This window comes from Longitalea arenae (genome assembly GCF_016924755.1).
Classification (GTDB): domain Bacteria; phylum Bacteroidota; class Bacteroidia; order Chitinophagales; family Chitinophagaceae; genus Niastella; species Niastella arenae.
On sequence record NZ_JAFFJX010000005.1, the window covers coordinates 331,349 to 344,158 of the forward strand.

The 12,810-nt window shown below is 46.6% G+C and carries 11 protein-coding genes; 4 read left to right on the forward strand and 7 right to left on the reverse strand.

The genetic code is table 11. The features are described from left to right. Positions 1–44 precede the first annotated feature (44 nt). Complete coding sequence (locus JT717_RS14000) at positions 45–761, reverse strand: class I SAM-dependent methyltransferase (protein WP_205511103.1); 717 nt, start codon at positions 759–761, stop codon at positions 45–47. Positions 762–1,005: 244 nt separating this feature from the next. On the opposite strand from JT717_RS14000, the gene JT717_RS14005 reads away from it, so the two are divergent. The 3 genes from JT717_RS14005 (at position 1,006) to JT717_RS14015 (ending at position 3,668) form a co-directional block, all read left to right on the forward strand. Continuing rightward, positions 1,006–1,899, forward strand: a complete 894-nt coding sequence (locus JT717_RS14005) for an aldo/keto reductase (RefSeq protein ID WP_205511104.1) — start codon at positions 1,006–1,008, stop codon at positions 1,897–1,899. Between the two features lie 179 nt (positions 1,900–2,078). Further along, positions 2,079–2,735 (forward strand): protein-L-isoaspartate(D-aspartate) O-methyltransferase, encoded by a 657-nt coding sequence (locus JT717_RS14010; RefSeq protein ID WP_205511105.1) that lies wholly within the window; start codon positions 2,079–2,081, stop codon positions 2,733–2,735. A gap of 135 nt (positions 2,736–2,870) precedes the next feature. Continuing rightward, the gene (locus JT717_RS14015; protein WP_439650913.1) at positions 2,871–3,668 is read left to right on the forward strand and encodes a Rossmann-like and DUF2520 domain-containing protein; all 798 of its coding nucleotides are present in this window, start codon (positions 2,871–2,873) and stop codon (positions 3,666–3,668) included. A gap of 97 nt (positions 3,669–3,765) precedes the next feature. Here the strand turns inward: JT717_RS14015 and JT717_RS14020 are convergent, their stop codons facing one another. The 6 genes from JT717_RS14020 to JT717_RS14045 all read right to left on the reverse strand — a co-directional run bounded on the left by JT717_RS14020 (position 3,766) and on the right by JT717_RS14045 (position 11,978). Next, complete coding sequence (locus JT717_RS14020; protein ID WP_205511107.1) at positions 3,766–4,338, reverse strand: DinB family protein; 573 nt, start codon at positions 4,336–4,338, stop codon at positions 3,766–3,768. Between the two features lie 257 nt (positions 4,339–4,595). Beyond that, positions 4,596–6,308: a S8 family peptidase gene (locus tag JT717_RS14025; protein WP_205511108.1), complete on the reverse strand. Its 1,713-nt coding sequence runs from the start codon at positions 6,306–6,308 to the stop codon at positions 4,596–4,598. 283 nt (positions 6,309–6,591) lie between these two features. After that, on the reverse strand, positions 6,592–8,115 hold the full coding sequence (locus JT717_RS14030; protein ID WP_205511109.1) for an OmpA family protein: 1,524 nt from the start codon (positions 8,113–8,115) through the stop codon (positions 6,592–6,594). A gap of 191 nt (positions 8,116–8,306) precedes the next feature. Beyond that, entirely contained in the window at positions 8,307–9,830 is a 1,524-nt protein-coding gene (gene amaB / locus JT717_RS14035) for an L-piperidine-6-carboxylate dehydrogenase (RefSeq protein ID WP_205511110.1), read from the reverse strand. Positions 9,831–10,369: 539 nt separating this feature from the next. Then, positions 10,370–10,924 carry a hypothetical protein gene (locus tag JT717_RS14040; protein WP_205511111.1) on the reverse strand — a complete coding sequence of 185 codons (555 nt, stop codon included), beginning with the start codon at positions 10,922–10,924 and terminating at the stop codon, positions 10,370–10,372. A 7-nt stretch (positions 10,925–10,931) separates the two neighbouring features. Beyond that, positions 10,932–11,978 carry an agmatinase family protein gene (locus JT717_RS14045; protein ID WP_205511112.1) on the reverse strand — a complete coding sequence of 349 codons (1,047 nt, stop codon included), beginning with the start codon at positions 11,976–11,978 and terminating at the stop codon, positions 10,932–10,934. A 406-nt stretch (positions 11,979–12,384) separates the two neighbouring features. On the opposite strand from JT717_RS14045, the gene JT717_RS14050 reads away from it, so the two are divergent. Continuing rightward, positions 12,385–12,804 carry a cytochrome c maturation protein CcmE domain-containing protein gene (locus JT717_RS14050; RefSeq protein ID WP_205511113.1) on the forward strand — a complete coding sequence of 140 codons (420 nt, stop codon included), beginning with the start codon at positions 12,385–12,387 and terminating at the stop codon, positions 12,802–12,804. The last annotated feature ends 6 nt before the right edge of the window (positions 12,805–12,810 follow it).

Genomic DNA, 12,810 nt, shown 5'->3' on the forward strand with positions numbered 1-12,810 from the left:
GCCAATCGGCCAGACCCTTTTCGTATATGCTTGTCAGTACTTATTTAATTCACCCTGAAAGCCGTGAAATAATAATTGTTGGCAGCGCCGATAAGCTCAAGATTGGTGTAATACGACTGTACAAAATCGAAATACGCTTTGAACTCATGGGTTGGTACGGCGAATTCATCGAAAAATACGATATCGCCTTTTTTCAGGAATGGCGCCAGGGTGCTGAGCACGTACAGGGTCGCCGAATACAGGTCGGCATCCAGCATGATCACATTCCTGTTATTATTGTTCAATTCCTTTAAAAAGCCAGGCACTGTTTGCTGAAATAAACCCTGGTAAAATTTTCCCCGGCTGTCATTGATCACCGGCGGTTCATTCTTATTATCAAAATAACCTTTCTTAAACGGACCATAATCTTCGGGCAAACCGGTAAACGTATCGAATCCATAGAACCGGCTTGCAGCCAGCGTATTTTGCTGCAGGAACCACTTGAAGGAAGTGCCCTGCGCCACACCGAATTCGAGGTAATTGATCGCTTGTTCTTTCAGGTTCTCTTTTTCAATGACCCATTTATAAAGATCATATCTTTTTTCATAATCCCATTTAGAAGGGAAATCATTGTAACCGATCTTTCTGTTCCTGCTTGCCCATGCAGAGAATTTGGTCAGGTGATAGAGATTTAAGCAGAAGGAAGAGAATATCCTGAAAATAACATGCAGTCGCAGATAAAGGAAAACGATCTTGGTGTATCTGATAAGAAATAATTTCATTAAGTTGTTTTTTAACGGATATACAGATTGACCAGGCTAATACGCAAATGGAAGTGTTATTAATGTTGTTTTTTTGTAAAGGACACAAAAATAAGCGCTCCCGCTACTTTTCAGCAAAAAAATCTGCTTTTTACCGTTTTCCCCGGCTGCTGCCATTTCATTGAATGGCATAAGTTTATGCAGGGTAAACTTGTGTTGTATCAATTTAATCCCGATTATTGTAATAAAGAAAACAGTAATCTGCATGCAAAAGATTTATCTCAGTGATTCCGGCCCTAAAGTATCACCGGCCATTTATGGTTTTTACAGATGGAATGAAGTAAAGAACGATGCTGCCCAGACCATGGAAAAGATCGTTAATCTGTGCCTGGAACTGGGGATTAATACGTTCGATCATGCCGATATTTACGGCGACTACCAGTGCGAGGAACTGTTTGGTAAGCTGATCAGCCGCAAATCGTTCAAACGGGAAGATATTGTTTTATTTTCCAAATGCGGCCTGGTTACGCCGCATGCCGACCTGCCCGAAGTACGCATCAACCATTACAACACCTCCAAAGATCATATACTCAAAAGTGTAGACAATTCCCTGCGGAGACTGAAAACCGATTATATCGATATCTTTCTGCTCAATCACCTAGACCCGCTGTCGAATGTGGAAGAAACGGCATTGGCATTGCAACGCCTGAAGGAGTCGGGCAAGGTGAAAAATGTAGGGGTGGTGAATTTCACCGTGTTTCAACACCAGTTGCTGGCTTCCCTGCTGAAGACACCGATCGTTACCAATCATATCGAACTCAATTTGCTGAACACATCGGCACTTGACAACGGACAGCTGGATTATATCAAACAACGATATATGCGTCCGCTCGCTTCCGCGCCCCTGGCCGCCGGCCGCATTGCCAATGGCACCGATGCGCAGGCAGTAAAAGTGCGTTCGAAGCTGGAAACGATCGGCAAAAAATACAATGCTGATATAGAATCCCTTGCTGTTGCCTGGCTGGTGAAATTAGGCGCATTGCCACTTATAGGAACCATCAATGAACAACGCATCCGCAATATTGCCAATGCCTTCACTATCGACCTCGATCACCAGGACTGGTACGAATTGTATGCAGCTTCGCGGGGAGAGTTATAAATGCAGTTGCCAGTTGCCAGTTGCCAGTTACCAGTTGCCAGTTACCAGTTGCCAGTTACCAGTTGCCAGTTACCGGGAAACCGGAAACCGGTGACTGGTGACACAAACTATAACCAATTCATTTTCATCTTAAACACAAGCCCCGAGCTAACCACAATTGACCTATCTTTGTGCCGTTTATGAGAACGTTTGAAGACACTTACCGGCATAAAGGATTGCGTAAACAACTGGTTGATCAATTGAAGCAAAAAGGCATTACCGATGAACGGGTGCTAACAGCCATACTACAGGTTCCACGGCATTATTTTCTGGATTCAGCTTTAGACAGGGTCGCTTATGAAGACCGGGCTTTTCCCATCGCAGAAGGACAAACTATTTCACAACCTTATACGGTTGCTTATCAAACCCAGTTACTCGACGTAAAGCCTTACGAGAAAGTGCTTGAAATTGGTACAGGCAGCGGTTACCAGGCCATCATCCTGGGCGAAATGAACGCTCAGGTATATACTATTGAGCGGCAGAAAAAGCTGTTTGAAGAACACCGCGGTTTCATCCTCAGAAGTAAATATCCCAATATCAAATATTTTTATGGCGACGGCTATGAAGGGCTGCCTACCTATGCACCGTTCGACAAAGTAATTGTTACTGCTGCTGCCCCTTATATTCCGCCCAAGCTCATCGATCAGTTAAAGCCGGGTGGTAAAATGGTGATCCCGGTAGGGGAGGGACATATTCAACGCATGCTACGCATTACCAAACAACGCGATGGCAGTATAACGGAAGAGTACTTTGATAATTTTTCGTTCGTACCCATGATCGAGGGAAAGAACCAGTGAGCGATGTGCTGATGTGCTGATGTGCTAATTTGCTGATGTGCTAATTTGCTAATGTGCTGATGTGCTGATGTGATAATGCAATTAAAAACAGCCCCGTGGACAATTAGGGGTAACCGGTAATTAAGGAATAACAGTATTAAGAACCTAGCATTCAAAAATAATTCATTGAGAATAGTAATAATCGGTACAGGAAACGTTGCTACCATATTGGGAAAAAGATTTTTAGCGGCTGAGCATGAGATCATCCAGGTGTGCGGCAGAGACCGATTGCATGCTGAGGAGCTCGCCGATACACTTTCCACCTCATTTACCGCCGACCCCAGGCATACGGATCCAACGGCCGATCTGTATGTGATCGCGGTAAGCGATACAGCCATACCTTTGGTAGCGGCCACTTTGCAACTAAATAACAAACTGGTGGTGCATACGGCCGGAGCGGTTTCCAAAGACGTACTAAGTACCTGCAGTAAAAACTACGGCGTCTTGTATCCGTTGCAGAGCCTGCGCAGCGAATTGAACGAACTGCCCGAAATTCCCTTCCTCGTTGATGGAAATACAGAAGACGATCTTACGCTGATCTCTGAATTTGCCGCCACGCTGTCGAACCAGGTACAGCAGGCGAACGATGAACAAAGGCTGAAACTGCATCTGGCAGCCGTGATGGTAAGCAATTTCACCAATCACTTATATGCCCTGGCAAAAGCCTATTGTTTGCACGAACAGGTTGATTTTTCCCTCTTGTTGCCGCTGATCACCGCGGTGGCTGACCGGCTGCATGAACATGAGCCCGCTGCAGTGCAAACGGGCCCGGCCAGGCGCAATGACGAGGCCACCATTCAAAAACACCTGGAGCTTTTACAAACCCATACTGCCCTGAAACTGATGTACACCATGTTCACCGAGAGCATAAGGAAGATGTATAGCGCAGGTTGATGTTGACAGAGTTAATGCGTTAATACAGTTGATAGCGTTGATATGTTGACAAAGAGATCTTAGCTAAGGTGCTGCTATGCCTCGTTGCCTTTTCCCGCTATGCCTTTTTGCCTTTATGCTTTTTGCCTCTTTTCACTTTCACTTTAACGATGTCTTCATCGTCGAGGTACCTTTCCCTGATGATCCGCATATGATGGGCAACATGACCTGCACATACAAACGCTAGTCCGGCCACACTGATCGTATTGTTATTGGCAGAACCGGTTTGTAAGAGCTGATCGTCATCGAGCGAGTTCAGGAACAGTTCATTGGCAGTGCGCAGGGATTTGAATTCTTCTACCAGCTCGCTCCACTTGCGTTTGGGAGCTTTGGCGGTAATGGCCCAGTTATTTTCATTGAAGCCGGGTAAGGGCGCCGGGTCGCGGCGGGCAAAAGTGAGGGCCCGGTAAATGAATACCCGTTCGGCATCGATAATATGTTGCAGCAGCTCCTTGATCGTCCATTTGCCTTCCGCATAGGCATAGTTGATCTTCTTATGAGGGATCTGTTTTAGTAATTTCCTGAAACGGCGGGTATTGTTGGCCAGGGCTTCCCGCAGCTCATCTTCCTGCAGGGCATTGATATAGGTTTTGTAAAAATCAGGTACGGTTATTTCGTTTCTGGTGACCATACTTTTTTTTTAAAAGTAATGAAAAAATTGCAGGTTACAGGTTGCTACAGGTTGCAGGTTACAGGTTTCAGGTTGCAGGTTGCAGGTTACAGATATAAGGTCGTACCCGGTAACCGGCAACCGGTAACTGGTACCCTGTAACTGGCAACCGGTAACTGGTAACTGGTAACTGTTACCCGGTAACTGGTACCAAAAGGAACAGGGTACAAGCCACCGGTATTACCCTGTAACCTGTACCCTGCAACCAATAATTCTTTTTATCCTTTCTTATTCTTCAGCGTTGGTTTGGCTGAAGATTTTTTGGGGGCCACTTTTTTGCCACTGGGATCCAGGGTAGCGGCAATTTTCGCGGCTTCGTATGCATTGATGATACCACCGCTTTCGCTCAGCTCAGATAAGGCCACCATTTCATCGGTACCTGGTTTTTTAACCTTGCCTTCAGGCGCCTGGGCCGATTTCATGATGCAATATTTCAATTGTTCGGGTGTGAGGTAGGGGAAGTATTGCAGCAGGAAGGCGGCTGTACCGGCTACTACAGGGCAGGCCATGCTGGTGCCCTGTGCATTGCCATAGGTGTTACCACCAGGAATGCTGGAGTAGATCTTAACGCCGGGGGCAAAAACATCTACCTGCTTTTTGCCATAGTTAGAGAAAGAAGCTGTAAAACCACCGGATTTCGGATCGCCACTGGCGCCTACGGTGATCCAGTTAGGTGCTTTTTCATTGCTTCCTTTCATATATGCATTGGGAAAATTGTCTGCAGTATCAATATTTTTGGCATCGTTACCAGCCGCATGCACCAGCAAAACACCTTTGCTTTCAGCATATTTAACGGCTTCGTCTACCCATTTTTTCTGCGGCGAGAAATCTTTACCAAAGCTCATATTCACGATCTTGGCGCCATTATCAGCGGCATAACGGATAGCGAGCGCAATGTCTTTATCGTGCTCATCGCCATCAGGTACGGCGCGGATCATCATGATGCGTACATTATCGGCAACGCCATCCATGCCCTTACCGTTGTTGCGGATGGCGCCAATGATACCGGCTACGTGTGTACCGTGGAATGGAGTAGAAGCCATTACATCGGGATTTCCGTAATTACGATCATTGATATCGGCTTCATTGTCTTTGGTAATATCGCCGCGGTAGTTTTGCGGCGCTTTGTCTTTGGCTTCCGCCTTTCTTTGTTCGCCGCTTACAAACTCTTCAAAACCCTCCAGGAACTCCTTGTTGGTGGTCTCCATCATCTGGTTGGCCTTGAATAAATACAAGAGGCTGCCCTTGGCGGTTTTTTCGTTTGAAGATACGGCAGTGAAAGTATCCACATCAGTGCCGGTATATGTTTCCTTGTTCAGCGCTTTACGCATAATGCTGTCGCTTTTCTGTGCGCTGGTGAGGGCTCTTTGCAGCATCACCAGGTCAACACCTTCATCGGCCCCTTCGCCTTCGATCTTCTTTTTGGATTTTAACCACATTCTGTATTCGTCTTTTTCTTCGGCCGAGAGTTTTGTGGTGTCGAGGTTCTTATCGCCATATTTTGCTTTATACATGTGGTAAACGCGGGCGCCCTCATAAGAATCCTGCTTTACGTTCTTGCCGTCTTTGCCGCCAATGAAATTCCAGCCGTAGATATCGTCAGCATACCCGTTGCCATCATCGTCGGTATTATTGCCCGGAATTTCCTTGGGGTTCACCCACAGAATATCTTTCAGGTCTTCATGCAGCGTATCGATACCAGAGTCGATGATCGCTACCACTACCGTCTTACTTTTCAGATTTTTGGCACGGATGAATTCATAGGCTTTATCGAGACTGATCCCGTGATACCCGTCCTTGGTTTTGTCGAGCAGATGCCATCCCTTCGGCACATCTCCTGTTTTTATGCTTTTCTCTTGCTGCGCAAAGGCCATTTGGTCAGCAATCACCATGGCAGTAACTAATCCTGCTACTTTTACCAGTTTGTTCATTTACAAGTGTTTTTTGCTTTGATGTGTAACGTAAGTTTATTAATGGTAATAGGGTCCAAATATCCTGTTTTTTACTAATTCTTAACATTTCATGAACCTTACAACCAGGTGAACCGGGAACTGGGTTCGTTACAAAAACAGCTGCGCTGCTTTACAAACGTTCATTCCCGCCCGGCACAAAATATAAAATTAAAAGCCACACATGTATCTTATTTACATGAGTGGCTGGTAATTTGTTCATCCTTTTATAAAGATCGCTGCTTTTGAAAAAGACAGGCTCCCCTTAGCGGTTCCTGTTGTTGGATAATTTCAGTTCTACCCGCCGGTTGGCTGCGCGGCCCGCCGCTGTACCGTTATCGGCAACCGGATTTTCATGACCATAGCCAATGGCTTCTAACCTGCTGGCATCAAGCCCTTTTTGGATCAGGTAGTTTTTAACGGCATCAGCCCGTTTTTGCGATAAGGTCAAATTGCCCGAGGGACTACCCACATTGTCTGTATGGCCTTCTACCACCAGTTTAAGCGTGGAATCACCGCGCAGAATGGCCACCACATTATTCAGAGCGCTGTAGGAGGCCGGTAGTATCTTATCGCTGCCCGACGCAAAGAATATTTTTTTAGCGGCATAACTTACCCGCTCTACGATCTCTTTCCTGATCGCCGGACAACCATTGTTTTCCCGCACGCCAGCCACGGTAGGACATTTATCTTCACGGTCATTCATGCCATCGCCATCGCTGTCGGGCACCGGACAACCGTTGAATTCGGCAGGGCCAGCTTTATCGGGACAAAGATCCGTTTCATCGTTGAGGCCATCGCCATCGGTATCGGGTGGCGGACAACCCTGGTATTTCATGATGCCTGGCACATCGGGACATTTATCTTCAGGGTCAAGAACCGTATCATTATCGCGGTCACGGATCGGGCAGCCGGCATCGCGGGCAAGCCCCGGTTCGTTCGGGCATTTATCAACGCCGTCTGCTACGCCATCGCCGTCCTGGTCAGGACATCCGCCTGCCTTGGTTGAACCGGCGATATCCGGACAGGCATCTGTTTTATCAGGCACGCCGTCGCTGTCTTTATCGTTGGTCAGCACCACTTTTTTACCCAGCCATAAGCCAATAGAGGCTCCAATAACCCGGTGTTTAAATGTGCCTTTATATGGCGCGTCGTAGAAATTAAGCAAGCCCTGGCTGATGAAACCAGTGAGTAAGAGGTTGCCAAACTCAAAGCCAACGCGGGCATTTACGCCTGCATCAAAGGTGGTTACCTTGCGCTCGTTTTTGCCTACCTGAATGTTCGACTCATCTTTTGAATAGTTGATGCTTGAATCATCGAAGGAGACCCTTGTTTCAGAAGTTTCTTTACCGTTATAGAAGAACGATAGATAAGGACCGGCACTGAGGATAAAATTACTTTTCCGGCTTTTGTTCAATGGCAGCTTCAGGGTAAAGTTGAGCGGAAGATCAATATAGTTGGTGTAAAAAGTATTACTGTGAAATAAAGTATCTGTTTGTACCTGGATAGTATCATACAGGCGTTGGTATTTTCTGCCCTTGGTCATATATAAAATACCTGGCTGAAAATACCATTTGTTACTGTAACCGAGCGGAATTTCGCCAATGAGGCCAATATGCATACCGCTTCTTTTAGTATAAAAGGGCTCAACGGTGTTTTCCCAGTTTGGTATAAAGTTCTTTTCAATAACTGAAGAGGAATGAGGACCACCCAAAATTCCCAGCCGCATTTGGGAATTGGCAACATGCATAACAGTGGTAAATAACAGCAGCAAGTAAAGTTTCTTCATACCGGTTTCAGCTTGACAGACAACAAATAACGTTTTAAACCCCGTTATATTGTTTCGGGGGCCGCCGGGAATCTATAAGCTGATGGTGGGAAAGTTGAAGATCAGGAAGTCAAATCAGTCAGGCAGTCAAATGAGTTATATAACTACTAACGAATTTGACCCATTTGACTGATTTGACCCATTTGACTATTTTATACATGAAACTTGATGCCCTGGGCTAAGGGTAATTGCGTAGAATAATTGATCGTGTTCGTTTGACGCCGCATATACGCTTTCCAGGCATCGCTGCCGCTTTCACGGCCGCCACCGGTTTCTTTTTCGCCGCCGAATGCGCCGCCGATTTCTGCCCCCGAAGTGCCGATATTTACATTGGCAATACCACAATCACTGCCGGCTGCAGAGAGGAACTGTTCTGCTTCACGCAGGTTCAGGGTCATAATACTGGACGACAGCCCCTGCGGTACACCGTTTTGAATGGCAATGGCATCGTCGAGCGTACTGTATTTCATTAAATACAAAATAGGCGCGAAGGTTTCCTGTTCAACGATCTTATAATGAGGTTCTACTTCTGCAATGCAGGGTTTAACATAACATCCGCTTTCATAACCATTGCCATCCAGTACACCGCCTTCCACAATAAAGCGGCCACCTTCTTGTTTACAGGCATCCAGCGCTTTTTGATAGCCAACAACCGCATCCCGGTCGATCAGCGGGCCTACATGGTTGTTCTCATCAAGCGGGTCGCCAATACGCAATTGGTTATACGCGGCTACCAGTTTATCTTTTATGGTATCGTATACTTCTTCGTGAATGATCAGCCGCCGTGTAGTGGTACAGCGCTGACCGGCTGTGCCCACAGCGCCAAAGACCGCCCCGCGGATGGCAATATCCAGGTCGGCATGTTTTGAAATGATGATGGCATTATTGCCACCCAGTTCCAGCAGGGCCCTGCCAAGGCGGGCGCCAACAGTGGCTGCCACGGCCTTGCCCATACGCGTTGAACCGGTAGCCGATACCAGCGGAATACGGGTGTCGGCCGATAACCATTCACCTACTTCACGCCCGCCAACCACCAGTCCGTTTATACCATCGGGCACATTGTTCCGTTTAAACACTTCCTGGATAATATTATGACAGGCTACTGCACATACCGGTGTTTTTTCAGAAGGTTTCCAGATGCATACATTGCCACAGATCCAGGCCAGCATGCTGTTCCAGCTCCATACCGCTACGGGGAAATTAAAGGCGGAAATAATGCCCACAATGCCAAGGGGATGCCATTGTTCATACATCCGGTGGGCTGGCCGTTCGCTGTGCATAGTTAACCCGTATAACTGACGCGACAGGCCCACGGCAAAATCGCAGATATCGATCATTTCCTGTACTTCGCCCAGGCCTTCCTGCAGGCTTTTGCCCATTTCATAGGACACCAGTTTGCCCAACGGTTCTTTATACGCCCGCAGCGCATCGCCGATCTGGCGCACGATCTCGCCCCGTTTAGGCGCCGGCCAGGTACGCCATTCGAGGAAAGCTTCCTGTGCTTTTGCCACTACCAGGTCATAATCACTTTTATCGGCAGTCTGTACCGTTGCGATCAGTTTACCATCTACAGGCGAAAAAGATTCTATGACCGCACCATGCGCAGCAAGGGGCGATAAACCTGTTGAAACACCCGGGTTCTGTTTGCTTATTTTTAAGGAGGCGAGAAGATCCATATGGTGCATTTTCGACAAATGTAGGGAAAACTGGCAAGTAGCGGTGAATGGGCAATGGTCAATGGGCAATAGGCAATAGGCAATAGGCAATGGGCAATGGGCAATGGTGAATGGTGAATGGTCAATGGTGAATGGGCAATGGTCAATGGGCAATAGGCAATAGGCAATGGGCAATGGGCAATGGTCAATGGGCAATGGGCAATAGGCAATGGGCAATGGTGATGGGCAATGGTGAATGGTCAATGGTGAATGGGCAATGTTGAAGCGTTTACAGTTCTCATTAGGGTTGAAAGTGAAGCCCTGAAACCTGTACCCTTGTAACCTGTAACACAAACTTAGAACCTCGAATCAACTTAATGACCGGTAACAGGAACCGGCAATCGGCAACTGGTAACCGGCAACCGGCAACTGGCAACTGGTAACCGGTAACCGGCAACTGGTAACCGGTAACTGGTAACTGGTAACCGGCAACTGGCAACCGGCAACTGGTAACCGGTAACCGGCAACTGGTAACCGGCAACTGGTAACCGGCAACCGTATCAGCTAATCATCGCATTCGCTAATTGCTTTCTGCAGTAGTCGTTAAACTCATCTTCATCCGCATCGTCGTCTTCATCGTCTTCGACTTCGCGCTGTAAAATGCGATTATTGGTGAAGTCGAGGGTGAGTAATCCATCTTTCAGCACAATATTGCTGAAATGTTTCCAGTGGTATCTTTTTTTGAAGAGAGAGTTTATTACGATCTCGTTATCGGAGAAACCGATCTCGACGGAATATTTTACCTGGTATTCAAGTAAGGCGAGGATGATAAAAACAAAAGCCAGCCATTGAAAGTAGGGCATTTTCATCCATACCAGCGCAGCTATCAATAAGGAGCGGCTGTAATAGACCTTCCGTTTTTTGGCAGCGAGTATAAGGTTCCAGATCACGAAGCCCAATACCGCCAAACTGCCAACCAGCGCCAGGCTTACGTTGCGGCTGGTGAATAATTCCAAACTAAAACAAACGACAGAAAAAAGACTGAGAATTAAGCCCAGTATATCGATATACCGGTGACTTTGATTTTTGAGGGTAACAACATACTGATATACCATAGGCGCTTTATTGGTTGCTGGCCACCAGCAGGTTGGCTAATCTCCATAAAATATGCGCACCTACATTGGCATCCCATTCATTATTATCGCCTACGCCTATTTCAACGAGGTCGAAACCGATGAACTCACGGCCGCTTTGCACTACTTTTTTAAGCAGGTAGAAGATCTGTTCGGTTTCAAAACCACCCTGTACCGGTGTGCCAGTATTGGGGCACAATTTAGGGTCCAGTCCGTCAACATCAAAACTAAGCAATACCTTTTGGGGCAATTTGCTTACGATCTCATCGGTGATCTGTTTCCAGGTCTCTCCCTCGAACTGGCGTTCCTTAATGTCTTTATCGAAATAAGTGGTTACGCGGCCCTGGTTATTCTTTATATATTGCCATTCTTCCTGGCAGTAATCACGCGCGCCCAGCTGTACGAGATGGGTAAGCGAAGGAATTTCATTAAGCGCATTGTACATAACACTGGCATGGCTGTATGTAAAGAGCTCATACGATGCACGCAGGTCGCAATGCGCATCAATTTGCAATACGCCGATATCGCCATGTTTTTCAGCCATGGCCTTAATGAAGCCCAATACAATGCTGTGGTCGCCGCCAAGCAGGGCTACCAGTTTATTGCGGTTGATCAACTGTTTTGTTTGTTCGTATACCCAGTTGTTCAAAAATTTGCCGCCTTCATTGATCTCTTTAAGCGATTTGCACATGAAGAAATTCTTCTCCAGTACCTCGCCTTTGGAAATATAATCGATGTATAATTCGGCTTCTTTGCGCAGGTAATCGCTTTTCAGCAGGATCTTTTTATCGGGCGAGCGCATAAAAAAACCCTGTCGCCAGGACTCTTTGGTGTCAGGGTCGAAAAGATCAACCTGCATGCTGGCTTTAAATATATGATCGGCTGCCCGCGCGGTTCCGGCATTATAGCTTACTGTTACTTCCCAGGGCACCGGCAGGATAACCAAACGGGCGTCTTCTTCTGTGAAGGGCAGTCCAAAAATGTTATTATTTGGGTTACTGGCCCCGTTAGGATCAAAATGAGATAGGTCTGTCATAAATCATATATCATACTACGCAAAAAAAAACGGGATGCAAGGTAGCACAGGAATGGCAGGCGGCAAAAAAATAATGGATAAACAAGCATACGTTTGTTAGGAGGGTTACCGGTCGCCGGTCGCCGGTTACCAGTCGCCAGATACCAGTTCCCACTCTCCCGCAGCCAGTCCATCCGACAGCATCAGTATTCAATACAGGTACCTGGCAATTAATTTACTTCGGTCAGCGGCCTGGTGACCGGAAACCGGTAACCGGCAACAATGACTTCCAGTGATCGAAATGTTAAAGATTTGTCTATTGACATATAATTAAAATCTATCCACCCCTCAATATGTTTTTGAACTAACTTTGCGGTGCATAAAACAATTGTGCCACGTCTTCAAGGCGTTACGATAAACATTTCAGATGAAAAAGATCCATATTGTTATTCTTGTGGGCATTGCGGTCTGCATCATGATCCTCCTGAGCTTTATGGCCGACCTGTCGACCTATGAAACCCTGGCCTCGGCCCGTCAGAAAGAAGGAAAAACGGTAACTGTTATTGCCAAACTCGACAAATCGGTGGCAACGCCCATCGAATACGACCCTGCCAAAAATCCCAACTTAACTCAATTTTACGTGATCGATTCACTGGGAAACAAGGCGCAGGTGCGTTATTATTTCGAAAAGCCTTTTGACATGGAGAAAAGTGATCGTATTGTGCTGAAAGGAAAAATGCAAGGCGAAGTATTTGAAATTACCCGTAAAGACGGTATCCTTATTAAATGTCCTTCCAAGTATAAAGACGATCCCAAGGCTGCGCAGAACAATCTGACTCAAAATTAAAAAGCT

What these genes read in the sequence shown, in the direction of transcription:
- JT717_RS14020 (WP_205511107.1), bottom strand. Translation starts at nt 4,338, where the DNA reads ATGGTCACCAGAAACGAAATAACCGTACCTGATTTTTACAAAACCTAT.
- JT717_RS14025 (WP_205511108.1), bottom strand. Translation starts at nt 6,308, where the DNA reads ATGAACAAACTGGTAAAAGTAGCAGGATTAGTTACTGCCATGGTGATT.
- amaB (WP_205511110.1), bottom strand. Translation starts at nt 9,830, where the DNA reads ATGGATCTTCTCGCCTCCTTAAAAATAAGCAAACAGAACCCGGGTGTT.
- JT717_RS14050 (WP_205511113.1), top strand. Translation starts at nt 12,385, where the DNA reads ATGAAAAAGATCCATATTGTTATTCTTGTGGGCATTGCGGTCTGCATC.
- JT717_RS14040 (WP_205511111.1), bottom strand. Translation starts at nt 10,924, where the DNA reads ATGGTATATCAGTATGTTGTTACCCTCAAAAATCAAAGTCACCGGTAT.
- JT717_RS14005 (WP_205511104.1), top strand. Translation starts at nt 1,006, where the DNA reads ATGCAAAAGATTTATCTCAGTGATTCCGGCCCTAAAGTATCACCGGCC.
- JT717_RS14000 (WP_205511103.1), bottom strand. Translation starts at nt 761, where the DNA reads ATGAAATTATTTCTTATCAGATACACCAAGATCGTTTTCCTTTATCTG.
- JT717_RS14045 (WP_205511112.1), bottom strand. Translation starts at nt 11,978, where the DNA reads ATGACAGACCTATCTCATTTTGATCCTAACGGGGCCAGTAACCCAAAT.
- JT717_RS14030 (WP_205511109.1), bottom strand. Translation starts at nt 8,115, where the DNA reads ATGAAGAAACTTTACTTGCTGCTGTTATTTACCACTGTTATGCATGTT.
- JT717_RS14010 (WP_205511105.1), top strand. Translation starts at nt 2,079, where the DNA reads ATGAGAACGTTTGAAGACACTTACCGGCATAAAGGATTGCGTAAACAA.